Below are 15,130 nucleotides of genomic sequence, written 5' to 3' on the forward strand. Positions count from 1 at the left end.
CTTGCGTCGTGCTCGAGGATATTGCGGTCCGCCATCGAGTGGTGCGCGCCGGGGAGACGACCCGCCACAAGCTCGGCGGGCTGTACGGCAATATGCAGGCGGCGCTGGAGTCAGCGGCCGATAACGAGTTCGTCTGCTTCACCCAGGACGATACCCAGATGGTGCGCGCCCTGAGCGACGAGGACTACCGCACGATCGCCGCCTGCTTTGCAGCTCGGCCGGAACTCGGGTTCCTCTCGCCTGCCTTCATCCGCGGCATCTCCCGCCGGGGCCGACGGCGCATCGACTTTGGCTACGATGCGCGGCTCCAGCTTTTCTTTCCGCGCCCGAGCCGACGGAGCGCAGGCGTGCACTATTCGGATATCTGCCTGTCCCGCGCCGACCGGTTGCGGGCAGCGGGCTGGCGCTTTCGGATTGGCGAGCCGGCCAACAGTGCCCAGGCGGCCATGCATTTCGGGCCAATGGGGTATCTGCGCTGCCCCTTTCTGATGTGGCTGCCCAATGGACCCGCCTATCGCGGCAAGACCAAGACGCTGGCGCTGCGCTGGGCCGAGCGCCGGCGCCGCTGCGGTTTTCATCCGTTCCGTGACCTCGATCCAGCAGTGGTGGAGCGCCTGCGGCATGCGCCGGCGCCACTGCTGCCGGTCGCCGAAGACTTCCTGACCATCGCGGACGGCGAGCTCGACAAGCCCTGGGTCTACGACCCGCTGCAGGGCGCAAGTCTGCTCAAGCACCTCAACCGCGGCGAGCTGTTCCTGAAACGGTGCCTTGCAGGAGGCAAGCGCTGAGCAGCCAGTCTGCACGGTACGGCGGCGCAGCTGCTTGGGAACGGCTGCTGGATGCTCTCGCCGTCCACCTCCCGCGACACCAGTAATCCTGAAATCCGATTCTTCGGGTTGGGCCCAATGGCGGCATTGGCCAAGCCTAGGGTTCCCGGTCTGAGACCGATTGCCCTTTGCGGGTGAAGTGGCTGGAATGTGATTATTGTTTGCCAAGCCGCAGCAGCATGTTACGGCGGGTCCGCCCCACCTGCGTATATCCAAGATCACGCTCAAGACGTTGGATAATCCGGTTGGCATGGGTTGTGTGCTCGATCACAATGGCCTGCGGCCACAGGCTTCGCGGCGCTTGGTCGAAGAATGAGGCCAGGACCCGTTCTTCATGCCCTTCGATGTCGATCTTCAGCGCGCGTATGTCTTTGATTCCCAGTTCGTCACAGAGCTCCAGAAGCGTGGTGACGGGCACAGTGACGCCGTTTGCACCAGGAATCAGGGTGTTTTCGCCACTCTGATGCCCACCAGAATGCAATGTGCCCACGCCCGAATAGTCGCTGAGTGCGCGGACAGCCAACTCGATCTGGATGCCGTTGTTGCGTGCATTGAACTGCATGCGTTCGGTGAGTCCTGGTTCCGGCTCCACGGCGATGATTCGGGATCTCGGTCCGCAACGATGGCCGACGTGGAGACTGTAAAGCCCGATGTTTCCCCCGATATCCACAAAGCAGCCGCCCTCGGCAAGTTCCGCACACAGCCAGTCGATTTCCTCGACATCGTAATATTGCGGGGCGAAGAGTTGGCGAAGTTCGCAGTAGTTGCCGCGGGTTCGGAGGCGAAGCTTCAAGCCCTTGTACGTGACGTCGAACTGGCGCAATTGTCCGTGTTTGAGTGGCGAGCGCAGTAATTTGTTGAGCGATCTCCCTCCGGGCATTGTCGCCGGCAGACGGTGACAAAGGCGGAGCATGACAGCGCGGATGCCGGTTGGCGCGAAGTGGCCAAATGGCAAATCAGGCTGTAGCTGGATGTCCTTCTTCATTGCTGGAGAAGCGCCAGATGCCGCCGCGCAGCGGCAACGTCGGCGACCGGGTAGCCCTCGGTCAGTAACTCCGCGATGCCGTGGGTGGTGCGGGTGCGACCCCGGCGCTGCATGTCCAGCCGAAGTTCCTTATTGGCCGCCATCTGATTCGGATCCCGGTAGCCGCGTGGATGATCGAGATGCAGCACGATGGCGTCGTAGCGGACCGGAACCGGCTTGATGCCCAGGTTGGCCAGTCGCACGCCGAACTCTCGGTCGAGTCCGCCGTAGTGCATATCCTCGTTGAAGCCGTTGATCGCCATCACGTCCTGCAGCCAGGCGGAGCCATTGGATCCCTTGAAGTTGCATCGGGTGGGGTCGAGACGGTTGAGCCAGCGGGCCATTCCTGGCGAGGCGCTAAGCTTCCATTGTCTGCTGGATCGCGGCAGGCCGTGCGCCATCAGCCAGGTCCGGTCAAAACACCGGCCGGACTCGATGTGCTCGCGTCGGATTGCCTCGCTCGTTTTCATCGGCAGCTTGTAGTAGCTTCCAGACAGATAGGTACCCCGCTGCGCGCGCGCGGCGTGCACCGCGAGAAAGTCCTGGCGCGGGATGCAGTCGCCATCGCTGAAAACCAGGTATTCGTAACGTGCGTTCAGGATGGCCTTGTTCAGGATGCGGCACTTCCGGAAGCCCCGGTCCGGCTGCCACACGTGCTGGATGTCCAGTGCCAGCTCGCCGCGGAGCCGGTCGATGAGGTCGAGGGTGTCTTTGCTGGACCCGTCATCCGCGATCACGAGTTCGAAGTCAGTGAAGTGCTGGGCCGCGTAGCCCCACAGCACCTTCTCCAGCCAAGCGGTGGCGTTGTAGGTGGTGAGGATGACCGAAATCTTCATGCAGACTCGTGAGTTGACAGCCCGGCTGGCGTTCGGAAGGCTACAGCCGCTCTCCCGGCGTTTTTGGCGAGAAATATCACGCATTATCGCATGACAGCCCTGCGTGCACGACACTGTGGCGGTGTTCGAGCAGGCGGATGGGCGGTGCTGGTGTCCTGGTTTATGGGTCGGTAGGATCGGGAATGATCCAATGATTCCGCGCTGACCGAGGGTGGATTTCCGGGCGCGCCAGATGCTCAGGCATGGCGCTGCTGAAGATTCATGGGCGGTCGTGTACGGAATCGGGCACCAGGTTCCGTGGTCGCGCCGATGTCTCTGGCAGACTGTCACGGGAGTGCCGTGAAGGAGAACCCTGGTTGGGTAGCGCAAAATGCTGAAGGATCTCTTCGATGCATCACGGGTGCACTTCTGGCGCTTCGCCGCCAGCGGCTGGCTGCCGAAGCGGTGGCTATTGCGGAGTGTGCCGCCTGAACCCACCCGGCACGCCCGGACCGGACCGCTCCGTATCGAGGTCGTGAGCCATTGCTGGAAGTACAGCCACTTGCTGGTCTACCAGCTCAGTTCGCTGGTCCTGGACCCGCCTGAGCACGCAGAAATCACGATGACGGTCTTCTACGCCAGTGAAGACGCCGCGACACGGGACTTGCTGGATTTTATCGGTGGACACGGGGTTCCCGGTGTGCGCTGGAACTGGCAGGAGCTCCCGCCTTCATACCTTTTTCGCCGCAGCATTGGACGTAACCGCGCCGCTCTGCAGAGTGACGCGGATTGGGTCTGGTTCACCGACTGTGATGTGGTGTTTGGTCCCGGCTGTCTGGATAGCCTGGTCGAGGCCCTGCAGGGCCGGCGCGATCCGCTTGTGTTTCCTCGGTCCGAGCGGGTCACGACATTGCTGGCCGAAGATGATCCGATGCTCAGGCCGGGGTCGCGATGGTCCCTGCGGACCATGGATGCCGAGCGGTTTACCGAGCGAGAGCTTTCGCGCGCGACCGGCCCGGTACAGATCACCCACGGCGATGTCGCGCGCGCGCTTGGGTATTGTCGTGATATTCCGGTCCTGCAGGAGCCGGTGCAGCGATTCGCCAAGTGCTACGAGGATCGGGTGTTCCGCTGGTTGCTGGATACCCCGGGTCTTCCCCTCAATGTGGCTGGAGTCTATCGAATTCGTCATGTGGCAAAGGGCCGGTACGCGGGCGCTGTGGAAGCGCGCCTGCGCGGGGGTATGCGGAAGGCGCAGGAGCGACGAACCAGCAAGTGACTGGGCGCCGGAGGCTGGAGCACTGTCGGCGGCATCAACCATGATGCCTGGTTCAATGCGAGAAGGACCCGCGGGGTGTGCGGGGGCGACTCAATGTCTGCGTTCACCGGTCTCCCGGTACGGCTCCTGGCCAGTGGCCAGGCTTTTGAACCGCCGGTGTACCCAGAAGTACTGGGTCGGACAGTCGCGGACTGCCGACTCAACCACCGCGTTCATCCTTGTCACATCCTGTAGAAGGTCACCCGACGGGTAGTCTTCCAGTGGCGGGCCGATGGTGATCCGATACCCGGCGCCCTCCGCTGCGACGCGGTAAAAGATCGGCAGCACACGGGCCTTGCCGAGTTGCGCGAGACGCGGGAGGCTGTTGGTGGTCGCGACAGGCACACCGAAGAATGGCGCAAACACCGTCTCGGCGCCCCGCACGTGCTGGTCGCCGGCATACCAGAGGGGTACGCCCGACTTCATGTGCCGGAGCATGCCGCGTATGTCGTTACGCGCGACCGCAGCCCCCGCGTTGCGCTCGCGGGCCCTGCGCATGACCTGGTCGAAGAGAGGCTTCTTGTTGATCGGCTTGTAGATGGCAGCCATTTGGTGATCCTGCCCGAAGAACCGTGCCGCGAGCTCGACGCAGCAGAAGTGTCCCGAGAGCAGGAGCACCGGTTGCCCATCCTCGAGCGCGGCCTGCAGGTGTTCGAAGCCCTGGAAGGAGCAGGGAATCCGGTCAATCGCCGGTCCACCGAACCACCCGAGGGCCAGTTCAGCCAGCCCGCGGCCGGTGTAACCGAAGTTCTCCTTCACCCAGTGCTCCCGCTGTTCGGCAGTGAGTTCCGGGAAACACAGCTCCAGGTTGCGCCGCGCGACGTAACGGCGGTCCCGGGCCACGTGGTAGAGGACCCGGCCGAGGCCGGTGCCGAGTGCCACTGCCCATCTCCATGGCAGCCGGGCGATCAGCCAGAGCACACCAAGCGCGATTCCCTGACCCCAGTTTCCCGGGTGGCGGAGTTGGCCATTGCGCGGGGTTGCCACCGGGTCAGCCGCCTCCCGCCTCGCGTCGAGTGTGAAGTTCGTACAGGTCAGCGTAGATGGCGCCCAGTTCCAGAAGCGCCCCGTGGCTGCCGCTCTCCACGATCTGCCCGTGGTCCAGGACGCTGATCAGGTCTGCATTCTGGATGGTGGAAAGGCGATGCGCGATCACCAGGGTCGTGCGTCCCCGCATCAGGTGTTCCATCGCTTCCTGTATCAGTCTCTCGGACTCGGAGTCGAGGGCCGAGGTCGCCTCGTCGAGAATCAGCAGGGGCGCGTCCTTGATCAGGGCGCGGGCAATCGCAACCCGCTGTCGCTGTCCGCCCGACAGCATCACGCCATTTTCGCCGATCATCGTGTCGAAGCGCTCTGGCAGGGTGTTGATGAAATCCAGCGCATTCGCATCGCGGGCCGCCTTTTCCAGTTGTTCCGGCGAAGGCGGTTCGGCGGCTCCGTATCCGATGTTGTTGGCCACCGTGTCGTTGAACAGCACGATATGCTGGCTGACCAGCGAGATCTGCGACCGCAGATCGGCCAGGCGGTATTCCTGGATGGGGTGTCCGTCCAGGAGGATGCGGCCCCGCTGAGGCTCGTAGAACCTCGGCAGCAGCCGCACCAGCGTGCTCTTTCCGCTGCCTGAACGCCCCACCAGCGCCACCGTCTGGCCCGGGTGGATGATCAGATCGATGTCCTTCAGCACCGGATTTTCCGGATCGTAGCCAAAGGTCACGCCCTCGAACCGGATCTCGCCTCTGGCACGTTCCAGCGGCCGTCTTCCCTGATCGGGCTCCGACGGATGATCAAGGATCTCGAAGATGCTCTCGCTCGCTGCCAGCGCCATCTGGATCTGGGAGTTGACGTTGACCAGTCGCTTCAGCGAGGGCATCACCAGCAGCATCGCGGTGACGAATGACAGCAGCCCACCCGGGGTCAGGTGTGCCATCACCCGGTCCGAGGTCGCGAGAAACAGTACTGCGGCCAGCGCGATCACTGCCAGCAACTGCACCATGGGCTGGCTGATCGCCTTGATGGCGACGTACTTCATCTCGTGGCGGCGGTTCCTCTCGTTGATCTCTCCGAAGCGTCTCGCCTCATTATCGGCGGCGCCGAAGATCTTGATTTCCGTGTGGGCTCGGATGCCGTCCTCGGCAACCTGTGCGAACCGGCCCACCGAGTCCTGCAGGCGGCGGGCCGTCTTGCGGAACCGCCGGTTTGCGATTCCGATCACCGCGAAGATGGCGGGACCCAGCGACAGCGCGATGAAGGTCAGCCAGGGACTCAGGTAGATCATGTAGCCCAAGAGAAAGATGATCGCGAAGCTGTCGCGCACCAGGGTCACGACCGCCTGGGACGCCGCGCTGGCGATCGCGTTCACGTTATAGGTGAGCTTGGCCAGCAGCGTGCCCGGCGACGCGGAATCGAAATAGCCCGTCGGGAGCCGCAGGTACTTCTCGAACGTGGCCTGGCGGATCGCAAGGACGACTCGTTTGCCCACCGACGCGACGCTGTAGTCGGACGCAAACATCGTCAGCCCGTGAAACAGGAAGATGCCGACCAGTGCGAGCGGAACCCAGCGGCGCGCGGCCGGGTCCCGCTCGATGAAGGTGCCGTCGACCAGCGGCTGCACGATCCAGGCGAACGCTGCCTGGGCCGCGCCGGCCAGGATCATGAAGGCGATGGCCAGCAGTCCCAGGCGCCAGTGTGGCCGCACGTATTCGAGGATGCGCCGGTAGAGCTGCCAGAAATCCCGATCACGCGGTCGCTGCAACGGGAGCTCCGCGGCCTGCCTGGTGGTCGTGGTCACGGCCGCGTCTCGCAGGATGACGGGCGGAGCGCACCGAAGGAATGACGGTTTTTGTTTATCAAGGGTTTATCGAATTCGGACTGTAAGTGCACGTCCCGGGAATGGGGCGGATTCCGTCTGGTCCACAGTTGTGCGGCAGGCATCGGGCGGGAATTGTACCTTGTTACGGTGGCGGCGATCTCCTGGCGGAAGTGCCCCGCAATGGCCCTGCGCGCCCGCGACGGGTCCGGGCGGATTCAGCATGCGCTGCGTCCGTTGTATGCTGCACCCTGGCCGCCGCGTGCTCCCCGGGGGACGCACCCAGTGATCCACGCCAATGGACAGATGCGGATGCAGCCCTACCTCGCGATCGCCCTTGGAGGCGCTCTCGGTTCCGTCCTGCGCTTCGCGATGAACGAGGCGGTCTCGGCGCGTTTCGGCCGCGCCTTTCCCTGGGGAACCTTGAGCATCAACGTGATCGGTTCCTTTCTGATCGGCCTCCTGGCGGTGCTGCTGATCGAGCGGTGGGACGTGAGCCCTGCGCTGCGTCTCGGGCTGATGGTCGGCGTGCTCGGCGGGTTCACGACCTTCTCATCCTTCTCTCTGGAGGTGGTGAATCTCGCGCAGAATGGGGCCCTGCTGCGTGCGACGCTGTACGTGCTCGCGAGCGTGAGCGTTTGCGTGCTGGCCGCCGCGGCTGGCATCCACCTCGCCCGGACCAGTCTCGGGATGCCCTGAGGGCGAGGCCCGCGGCTGGCGCGATGGACCTTTTCGGGGGGCGACCGTAGACTTCCCGGTCTTGGTTCATGACCGGGTTTTGCCCATGCTGGATATCCGAATTCTGCGGCAGGATCTCGATGCCGTCGTGACCGCTCTGGCCCGCCGCGGCTTCGACTTCGAACGGGAGCGGTTCGAGCAGCTCGAGGCCCGCCGCAAGGAGCTCCAGGTCCGGACCCAGGAACTCCAGAGCGAACGCAACACGCGCTCGAAGGCGATCGGGCAGGCGAAGGCGCGGGGCGAGGACATCGCGCCGCTGAAGGCGGCGGTCGGGCAGCTGGGTGAGGAACTGAAGGCCCGCGAGCAGGAGCTGCAGCAGCTCCAGTCGGAGCTCGAGGATCTGCTGTTGCAGGTGCCGAACCTGCCCCACACGCACGTGCCGGTCGGGCCGGACGAGACGGCGAATGTCGAGATCCGCCGGGTTGGCGAGCCCGCCATGCCGGACTTCCCGCCGCGTGACCACGTGGATCTCGGGCTTCCCGGCGGCTGGCTGGATTTCGAGGCGGCCGCCCGCATGGCTGGTTCCCGGTTCGTGGTGATGCGCGGAGAGATGGCGCGTCTGCAGCGCGCACTGATCCAGTTCATGCTGGATCTGCATACGCGCGAGCACGGCTACCAGGAGGTCTATGTGCCCTACCTGGTCAATCCGGGTGCGCTGCTGGGTACCGGGCAACTGCCGAAGTTCGATGCCGATCTGTTCACCGTGGTGAGCGAGCAGGGGTTCCGCCTGATCCCGACGGCGGAGGTCCCGGTCACGAATCTGGTCGCGCAGCAGATCCTGGACGCGGGTGATCTGCCCCTGAAGATGGTGGCCCACACCCCGTGTTTCCGTTCCGAGGCCGGCAGCTATGGGCGGGACGTGCGCGGACTGATCCGGCAGCATCAGTTCGAGAAGGTCGAACTGGTGCAGATCGTGCGTCCCGATGCATCGGAAACGGCGCTGGAGGCCCTGCTCGCAGACGCCGAGGCCGTGCTGAAGGCGCTCGAGCTTCCCTACCGCGTGATGCTTCTGAGCACCGGCGACATGGGTTTCTCCGCGACCCGGACCTATGACATCGAGGTGTGGCTGCCGGGGCAACAGGCCTACCGGGAGATCTCGTCCTGTTCCAGCTTCAGCGACTTTCAGGCCCGGCGTCTTCAGGCCCGCTACCGTCCGGGACCGGGGGCGAAGCCGGAACTGGTGCACACCCTGAACGGTTCGGGGCTCGCGGTGGGACGGACCCTGGTGGCGCTGCTGGAGAACGGGCAGCAGGCTGACGGCAGCATCGTGATCCCGGAGCGGCTGAGGCCCTATGTCGGCGGAACCGAGCGCCTGGTTCCGCCGTCGGAGTAGGGTAACTGGCGATGCCGTGCCGTCTTGCATCGGGATGCTCGAGCCTCGCCGGTCTACCCTTATCGGAGGTGCCCGGTGCCCTCCGGCAGAAGCGTTTGGCGGGGGTGTCAGTTACAGATGGCGGAAGATCGGAAGATGTGTTCTGGAATTCGGAGTGGGATGGCCAAGTGGCCGACGGTCCTTGCCATGCTGCTGTTGCTGTCCCTGGCAAGCGCGGCGTCGGCGGATGCCGGGGATCTGCCGGCGATCGACGACACGCCGCGTCAGATCGGGCTGCACACGCCCGAGTGGTTCCAGCTCAGCTTCCTCGATTTCCGTGAAGACCTCGAGCGGGCGGTGGATCGCGGCAAGATGGGGCTCGCAATCTACTTCGGCATGGATCACTGCCCCTACTGCGAGGTGATGATCAACAACAACCTCGCCCAGCCCGATATCCGGCAGTATTTCTCGGACCACTTCGACGTGATCGCCCTCGACGTGCAGGGCAGCCGCGAGGTGATCACCCTGGATGGCGAGCGCATGACCGAGCGCCAGTTCGCGGTGGAACGGCGACTGAACTTCACCCCGGCCTTCAGCTTCTTCGATGCCGACGGCGAGGAGATCCACCGCATACGCGGCTACTATCCGCCGTACCGGTTTCGGGCGGCGCTGGAATTCGTGATCGACCGCCACGACCGGGAGGGCAGCTTCCGCGAGTATCTTGCGCGTGCGGATCCGCCGCCGAAGTTCGACACGGATGACATCAATTACCAGGAGTTTTTCCAGAGTCCTCCGCACATGCTGGACCGCTCGCGGATTCCGGCACAGCGCCCGCTGATCGTGTTCTTCGAGCGGCAGGCCTGTCACGCCTGCGATGTGCTCCACTCGGAACCGCTGAGTGACGATGGGGTGCGCGACAGGATCAGCCTGTTCGATGCCGTGCAGCTGGATCTCGACGCGAAGACCCCGGTGATCACGCCGCAGGGCGACCGTACCACTGCCCGCGAATGGGGCGAGGCGCTGGGCATCCACTGGGCCCCCAGCCTCGTGTTCTTTGATGAGAACGGGAACGAGATCATCCGTATCGACTCCGTGGTGGCCCTGAACCGTCTGCGCAACGTGATGGACTTCGTGCTGACCCGCGGCTACGAGGAGTTCCCCACCTTCGAACGCTGGCGCGCCGCCGAGGCAAACTGATCGGTTCGGCGAAGGCGCGTGCCTCGCGTATACTGCTCGCCCGTCAATCGGCGATCCTTGGGGCGTGTCCGTGCATTTCGAGCGTGAATTCGTGGTCGAGCATCGGGAGCTGTTCGAGGAGCTGATTGCCCGCACTCACCGCGTTGCGCTCGGCATATTCGCGGCCACCTTCGCAGGCTACGGGGTTGCGCTGTGGGTGTGGTTCAGCGGAAATTCCTGGGCGGCCATTATCGTCGCAACGCTGAGCTATCTCTTTTTCCGCCAGTTCCGGTGGCTCGCGTTCGGGCTTGCGCGCATGCCCCTCCGCGGTAGCGCGGAAGCCCTGCCGGTGCTGAAGCGTGTCGAGGCCGCGATGGAGAAGGGCCGTGCGACGGAGGTGATGGCCGAGCTGGAGGCACATCTCCGCGCGCTGGGGCCGCCCAAGGCCTGAATCGATGCGGGCCGGGGCGGGCACCCGGCCGCTTCTTCTGACGCGACCGGCAGACCGGAGCGGCTGCCACTGACCGGAGGTTCCAATGCCGTCATTCGATGTAGTGTCCGAGGTCGAACTCCCTGAACTGCGCAACGCGGTCGATCAGACCCGGCGCGAGATCGACAACCGCTTCGACTTCAAGGGCACGTCGGCGTCCGTGGAGCTGAGCGATACCACGATCCTGGTGAAGGGCGACGCCGAATTCCAGGTCGAGCAGATCCTCGACATCCTGCGCATGAAGCTGGCGAAGCGGGGGATCGACGTGGAGTGCATGGACCCGCAGGAGGTGACCAAGGCCGGCACCGGCGTGAAGCAGGAGATCCTGATACGCCAGGGCATCGATGCCGATCTGGCGAAGCGCATCCAGCGCCTGATCAAGGACTCGAAGATCAAGGTGCAGGCGAGCCTTCAGGGGGACCAGGTGCGGGTCACCGGGAAGAAGCGGGACGATCTGCAGGCGGTGATCAGCCTGCTGCGCCAGCAGAGCTTCGACCGCCCGTTGCAGTACAGCAACTTCCGCGATTAAGCGGTTAGGCTGCGAATATGGCCACGGATGGACACGGAAGAGATCAGGATCCTGATAGATCCATATATTCCTGGTTCTTTCCTCCCGTCCTCGGGCGTCGGCCGGGAATTCAGCGGGGCAGCACTGGATCGTCGCCGCCGGTCATTTCGCTATCGACTTCGAGACCGGGAACCCAGCCGAGTTCGCGGGCGCGTTCGATGGCGGCGGCGTGAATGCGGTCGTGCCGCTCCCGCAGTTCCGCGGGCAGGCGGCTCACCAACAGACCGTATTTGTCCCATTCCGCGCCGACTCGGTCGTGTAGCATCTGGATCTGCGCGAGCTGCCAGCCCTCGCAGGTTTCGGTCTCGGGGATCAGACCGAAGACCCATGCATCCTTGATCACGCCGCCGATCGGCGTCATGCCGCCGTGGAGGTCATTGTGGACGCCGACGTAACGGCGGTCCCGGGTGAAACTTTTTCGTGCATCCATGGGCCGAATTGTAGCCCGCTCCGGCCACGGGCCGCCATGCCCGAGGTCGATTGCCCATGCATTCCATCAGAGGAGGCGAGCGTCCTTGACCCAGGACAGCCTGTTGCGTCTGCGCCTGCGCGTGGCACTGAAACTGATGGCCCTCGCGGCCCTGCTGCTCTTCCTCTTCGCGATGCTGCGGGCGCTGTTCACCCCGCCTGGCGGTGACGTGCGCCTTCCGCTGGAGATCGATCTCCGGGGCATTGAACCGGGACAGCACGAGCGCGTGAACTGGAACGGCCGGCGGGTCCTGATCCTGCATCGCGAAGCCTCCATGCTGGAAGCCCTGCCCGAGGACGCGGCGCTCTACGACCCGACCTCCCGATTCGACCGGCGGCCGCGGGGCATGACCGCGCCTCATCGCGGCTGGGTCCGCCAGTGGCTGGTAGTCTACGCCGAGAGCACCGATCTCGGCTGCGACCTTGAGATTGTGCCGCCGGACGCCTCGGATGGCTGGGAGGGCGGCCTGCGCGATCGCTGCCGGGGCGGGCGCTACGATTTTGCCGGGCGCGTCTACCGCAACCAGCCGGCGATGCGCAATCTCGAGATCCCACCCTATCGGCTGGAAGATACCCGGTTGACGCTCGGCGTCGAGTGAACCGTCGCCGGGAGCCTTCCGCCGGCGCGGGCTCGCCCGGGAGGGCTGGCCTGCCACACCGCCCTCGCAGGGGGCGAGCCCCCGGCGATCAGGCGCCGGGAAGAGCGCCGGGCCCCGGGTCTCAGCCTTTGCCGGGTCGCCCGGGGGGCTGGCTTCCCACGGTGCTCGGCAGATAGACATCGAAGCGCGTACTGCGACCCCGCAGGCTGCGCGCCGGTCGGAGTCCACCGACCGCGGGCGCGTGCAGCGGGCGTTTTACCACCACGCAGCGCCGGACGCGTCCCTGCAGCGCCTTCAGGGTCTCCGGGGCATCCGGGTCGGGATTCGCTCCGAGCAGCCGGTGCACGATGCGCATCTCCTTCCGGACCTCGGCGTCCTTGCGTCGGGGCGGAAACATCGGATCGAACACGGCTGCGTCAAAGATCCCTTCGTGACGGGAAAGCCACTCGCGGACATCCGCCTGCTGCAGGCTCAGGCGATCAAGTGAGGCGCGCAAAACCCGGTGGCTGGAGGCGCGTTCCATCGCATCCCGAAGCAGCGCGGCGAGCACGGGGTTGCGCTCGACGGCCACGACCTCGAAGCCACGCGCGGCCAGCACGAGCGCATCACGGCCCAGCCCCGCCGAGGCGTCGATGATCCGGCTGCCTCTCGGCAGGCGCCCGAGGGCCCGGACGAGGTCCTCCCGCGAGCGTTCGGCGCGCGCATGGCGGTATCCGCGGGCCCCGCCGACGAGATCGATGTGCAACTCCAGCGCCGGGCCCGATGCCGGATGCGCGACCAGCGTCAGCCCGTCGGCCCTGCAGATCAGCTCGAGGTCGGATCGGCCAGTGGCCCCGGCCGTGATGTGTCCCCCCTCGAGGAGAGACTCGGCCGTCCGCCGCGACCGGGGGGGACAGTCCGGCGTGACGTGGAAGCCGACGGGCTCGGTCACCGGCGCACAGGGCCCGTCAGTAATGGGGAGGCGGGGGTTCGGCCGCAGGATCGCCGGGGGGCGCATCCGCGAGCACGCGCAGCCGTTCCGCCAGTTCGCGCAGTTGCTGCGCCAGCAGGCTGTTGGTCTGCTGGAGGTGCAGCAATTCCGTGCCCTGGCTCTGCAGCGCATATTCCAGGTGTGCCAACCGGATCTCGAGTTCCTCGACCCGCGCCTCCAGCTCGCCCGGGGGCCTGGAGCCGGTTTCGTTCACGGTGTCACGACGTTTCGCGGTGTGCCGGCAAGGAAGGCCGCGATGTTCGCACGCACCTCGTCCAGCACGCCCTGGCGGGCACTGCGGGCGGCCCAGGCGGTGTGCGGTGTCAGCACGAGATTCGGAATGTCGGGCGCGAGCAGCGGGTGGTCGGGAGGCGGCGGCTCGGGATCCAGCACGTCGATTCCGGCTCCGCCCAGGTGCCCCGTGCGCAGGCTGTCGGCCAGCGCACGGGGCTCGACCAGGCCGCCGCGGGCAGTGTTGATCAGCAGGCCGCCCTGCGGCATCCGCGCGAGACGGCGCGCGTCGATCAGGTCGCGGGTACGGTCCGTGAGAGGGCAGTGCAGGCTCAGCACGTCGAGGTCGGGGAGGAGTTCGTCGAGGGCCGGTCGGTCGTCGCCCCCGGCGGCATCCGGCCGCAGGCTTCCCGCGACCGTCACCCGCATGCCGAAGGCCTCCGCCATAGCGCCCGTGGCCCGTCCCAGCACGCCGAAGCCCACGATCCCCAGATGCATTCCGGCCAGCGTGCGGATGGGGTGGTCCAGCAGGCAGAACTGGTCGGAGGCGCTCCAGCGCCCGGCACGAATGTCCGCGCGGTAGGCGTCCATGCGGGTGACCAGCGTCAGTAGCAGGCCGAACACGTGCTGAACCACCGAGTCGGTCGCGTAGTTGCGGGCGTTGCAGACCGGGATGCCCCGGGCGTCGGCGGCTGCGAGATCAATGTTGTTGGTGCCGGTGGCGGCCGTGCAGATCAGTTGCAGCCTTGGTGCGGCCTCCACCGAGCCGGCGCCCAGATGGACCTTGTTGGTGACCACCACCTCCGCGTCCCGGATGCGTTCCGCGATCTCGCCGGGCCCTGTCCGCTGAAAGAATGCCCACTCGGGCAGCGCCGCGCGCAACGGGGCCAGGTCCAGATCATCACGATCCACCGTGTTCAGGTCGAGGAATACGCCCTTCATGCCTTTGTCCGGACCCTTGCCTGCCGCGCGGCCGCGGTCTGCAAAGGACAAACCCCGGCTGGCGGGGCTTGTCCGTGGACGGCGGGTCTCAGTTTTCGCCGGTGAGGGCGTAGAAGAGGTTCAGCAGGTGCAGGAACATCACGTAGAGGTTGGCATACAGCGAGATCGTCATCACGATGTAGTTGGCCTCGCGGTCGTGGATCATGCGGCTGGTGTCGTACAGGATCGCGGCGGAGAGCAGCAGCACCACGGCAGCCGAGATGGTCAGCGACAGCGCCGGAATCTGCAGGAAGAGATTGGCCACGATCGCGACCAGGGCCAGTACCAGGCCGACGATCAGGAAGCCGCCGAGGAAGCTGAAGTCCTTGCGTGTGGTCAGCGCATAGCCCGACAGGGCCACGAACGCGATCGCCGTGGTGCCGAAGGCATTGCCAACGATCTGCGGACCGTTCGGCAGACCCAGGTACATGCTGAGTATCGGTCCCAGGAAGAAGCCCAGCAAACCGGTGAATGCAAAGGTCAGGACCAGGCCCCACACCGAGTTGCGCGCCGCGTGGATCAGGAACGGCCCTCCGATCAGCACGCCGATCATCACCAGCCAGTGTACGGGCGGGGCATTCACGGCCATGGCCGTGAAGGCCGTCACCGCGCTGAAGGCCAGTGTCAGCGACAGCAGCAGATAGGTGTTGCGAATGACCCTGTTGGTGCGGATGGTCTCCGCGACGGTGGTGCCCGCGCGGGCTCGGGCGAGACGTTCTTCGGCCACGGATGGATCCTCCTGTTCAGGTGTCGAGTGATGCGAAGTCTACCTGCAGGCGTCGGCTATTGCAGGCTGCCCGACTTGGA

The 15,130-nt window shown here is 65.5% G+C and carries 17 protein-coding genes; 8 read left to right on the forward strand and 9 right to left on the reverse strand.

Going from position 1 to position 15,130, the window contains the following annotated elements:
• Positions 1–788: hypothetical protein (locus tag ACESMN_RS06440; RefSeq protein ID WP_373052771.1), on the forward strand; the 788-nt coding region annotated here is incomplete at its 5' end.
• Positions 789–981: 193 nt separating this feature from the next.
• Here the strand turns inward: ACESMN_RS06440 and ACESMN_RS06445 are convergent.
• Positions 982–1,812, reverse strand: a complete 831-nt coding sequence (locus ACESMN_RS06445) for an FkbM family methyltransferase (protein WP_373052772.1) — start codon at positions 1,810–1,812, stop codon at positions 982–984.
• Positions 1,809–2,687, reverse strand: a complete 879-nt coding sequence (locus ACESMN_RS06450) for a glycosyltransferase family 2 protein (protein ID WP_373052773.1) — start codon at positions 2,685–2,687, stop codon at positions 1,809–1,811. Before ACESMN_RS06450 ends, ACESMN_RS06445 begins: the two co-directional genes overlap by 4 nt.
• Before the next feature lie 370 nt (positions 2,688–3,057).
• Between ACESMN_RS06450 and ACESMN_RS06455 the strand changes: the two genes are divergently transcribed.
• Positions 3,058–3,945 carry a glycosyltransferase family 2 protein gene (locus ACESMN_RS06455; RefSeq protein ID WP_373052774.1) on the forward strand — a complete coding sequence of 296 codons (888 nt, stop codon included), beginning with the start codon at positions 3,058–3,060 and terminating at the stop codon, positions 3,943–3,945.
• A 90-nt stretch (positions 3,946–4,035) separates the two neighbouring features.
• On the opposite strand, the gene ACESMN_RS06460 is transcribed toward ACESMN_RS06455, so the two are convergent.
• Together ACESMN_RS06460 and msbA are read right to left on the reverse strand one after the other, a co-directional pair.
• A complete protein-coding gene (locus ACESMN_RS06460) occupies positions 4,036–4,971 on the reverse strand; it encodes a lipid A biosynthesis acyltransferase (RefSeq protein ID WP_373052775.1) in 936 nt (311 codons plus the stop codon).
• A 4-nt stretch (positions 4,972–4,975) separates the two neighbouring features.
• Complete coding sequence (gene msbA, locus ACESMN_RS06465; RefSeq protein WP_373052776.1) at positions 4,976–6,772, reverse strand: lipid A export permease/ATP-binding protein MsbA; 1,797 nt, start codon at positions 6,770–6,772, stop codon at positions 4,976–4,978.
• Positions 6,773–7,102: 330 nt separating this feature from the next.
• Here msbA and crcB point away from each other — a divergent pair, with 330 nt between their 5' ends.
• From crcB to ACESMN_RS06490, 5 genes are all read left to right on the forward strand, one after another.
• Complete coding sequence (gene crcB / locus ACESMN_RS06470; RefSeq protein ID WP_373052813.1) at positions 7,103–7,489, forward strand: fluoride efflux transporter CrcB; 387 nt, start codon at positions 7,103–7,105, stop codon at positions 7,487–7,489.
• An 85-nt stretch (positions 7,490–7,574) separates the two neighbouring features.
• On the forward strand, positions 7,575–8,861 hold the full coding sequence (serS, locus tag ACESMN_RS06475) for a serine--tRNA ligase (RefSeq protein WP_373052777.1): 1,287 nt from the start codon (positions 7,575–7,577) through the stop codon (positions 8,859–8,861).
• Between the two features lie 186 nt (positions 8,862–9,047).
• The gene (locus ACESMN_RS06480; RefSeq protein ID WP_373052814.1) at positions 9,048–10,037 is read left to right on the forward strand and encodes a thioredoxin family protein; all 990 of its coding nucleotides are present in this window, start codon (positions 9,048–9,050) and stop codon (positions 10,035–10,037) included.
• Between the two features lie 70 nt (positions 10,038–10,107).
• Positions 10,108–10,467 (forward strand): hypothetical protein, encoded by a 360-nt coding sequence (locus ACESMN_RS06485; protein WP_373052815.1) that lies wholly within the window; start codon positions 10,108–10,110, stop codon positions 10,465–10,467.
• 85 nt (positions 10,468–10,552) lie between these two features.
• A complete protein-coding gene (locus ACESMN_RS06490; RefSeq protein WP_373052778.1) occupies positions 10,553–11,035 on the forward strand; it encodes a YajQ family cyclic di-GMP-binding protein in 483 nt (160 codons plus the stop codon).
• Positions 11,036–11,144: 109 nt separating this feature from the next.
• Here ACESMN_RS06490 and ACESMN_RS06495 read toward each other — a convergent pair whose 3' ends face one another.
• Positions 11,145–11,504, reverse strand: a complete 360-nt coding sequence (locus ACESMN_RS06495) for a hypothetical protein (protein WP_373052779.1) — start codon at positions 11,502–11,504, stop codon at positions 11,145–11,147.
• A gap of 85 nt (positions 11,505–11,589) precedes the next feature.
• On the opposite strand from ACESMN_RS06495, the gene ACESMN_RS06500 reads away from it, so the two are divergent.
• Positions 11,590–12,141: a ubiquinol-cytochrome C reductase, iron-sulfur subunit gene (locus ACESMN_RS06500; RefSeq protein WP_373052780.1), complete on the forward strand. Its 552-nt coding sequence runs from the start codon at positions 11,590–11,592 to the stop codon at positions 12,139–12,141.
• A 121-nt stretch (positions 12,142–12,262) separates the two neighbouring features.
• Here the strand turns inward: ACESMN_RS06500 and ACESMN_RS06505 are convergent, their stop codons facing one another.
• The 4 genes from ACESMN_RS06505 to ACESMN_RS06520 form a co-directional block, all read right to left on the reverse strand.
• Positions 12,263–13,072, reverse strand: a complete 810-nt coding sequence (locus ACESMN_RS06505) for a class I SAM-dependent methyltransferase (protein ID WP_373052781.1) — start codon at positions 13,070–13,072, stop codon at positions 12,263–12,265.
• Between the two features lie 16 nt (positions 13,073–13,088).
• Positions 13,089–13,325, reverse strand: coding sequence for a SlyX family protein (locus ACESMN_RS06510; protein ID WP_373052782.1), 237 nt, complete (start codon positions 13,323–13,325; stop codon positions 13,089–13,091).
• Positions 13,322–14,284 carry an NAD(P)-dependent oxidoreductase gene (locus ACESMN_RS06515; protein WP_373052783.1) on the reverse strand — a complete coding sequence of 321 codons (963 nt, stop codon included), beginning with the start codon at positions 14,282–14,284 and terminating at the stop codon, positions 13,322–13,324. The genes ACESMN_RS06510 and ACESMN_RS06515 overlap by 4 nt, the downstream gene beginning before the upstream one ends.
• 88 nt (positions 14,285–14,372) lie before the next feature.
• Entirely contained in the window at positions 14,373–15,050 is a 678-nt protein-coding gene (locus ACESMN_RS06520; protein WP_373052784.1) for a Bax inhibitor-1/YccA family protein, read from the reverse strand.
• Between the last annotated feature and the right edge of the window lie 80 nt (positions 15,051–15,130).

Source organism: Thioalkalivibrio sp. (assembly GCF_041690275.1).
Taxonomy (GTDB): Bacteria; Pseudomonadota; Gammaproteobacteria; order Ectothiorhodospirales; family Ectothiorhodospiraceae; genus Thioalkalivibrio.

What these genes read in the sequence shown, in the direction of transcription:
- serS (WP_373052777.1), top strand. Translation starts at nt 7,575, where the DNA reads ATGCTGGATATCCGAATTCTGCGGCAGGATCTCGATGCCGTCGTGACC.
- ACESMN_RS06515 (WP_373052783.1), bottom strand. Translation starts at nt 14,284, where the DNA reads ATGAAGGGCGTATTCCTCGACCTGAACACGGTGGATCGTGATGATCTG.
- ACESMN_RS06445 (WP_373052772.1), bottom strand. Translation starts at nt 1,812, where the DNA reads ATGAAGAAGGACATCCAGCTACAGCCTGATTTGCCATTTGGCCACTTC.
- ACESMN_RS06450 (WP_373052773.1), bottom strand. Translation starts at nt 2,687, where the DNA reads ATGAAGATTTCGGTCATCCTCACCACCTACAACGCCACCGCTTGGCTG.
- ACESMN_RS06480 (WP_373052814.1), top strand. Translation starts at nt 9,048, where the DNA reads ATGCTGCTGTTGCTGTCCCTGGCAAGCGCGGCGTCGGCGGATGCCGGG.
- ACESMN_RS06490 (WP_373052778.1), top strand. Translation starts at nt 10,553, where the DNA reads ATGCCGTCATTCGATGTAGTGTCCGAGGTCGAACTCCCTGAACTGCGC.
- ACESMN_RS06495 (WP_373052779.1), bottom strand. Translation starts at nt 11,504, where the DNA reads ATGGATGCACGAAAAAGTTTCACCCGGGACCGCCGTTACGTCGGCGTC.
- ACESMN_RS06455 (WP_373052774.1), top strand. Translation starts at nt 3,058, where the DNA reads ATGCTGAAGGATCTCTTCGATGCATCACGGGTGCACTTCTGGCGCTTC.
- crcB (WP_373052813.1), top strand. Translation starts at nt 7,103, where the DNA reads ATGCAGCCCTACCTCGCGATCGCCCTTGGAGGCGCTCTCGGTTCCGTC.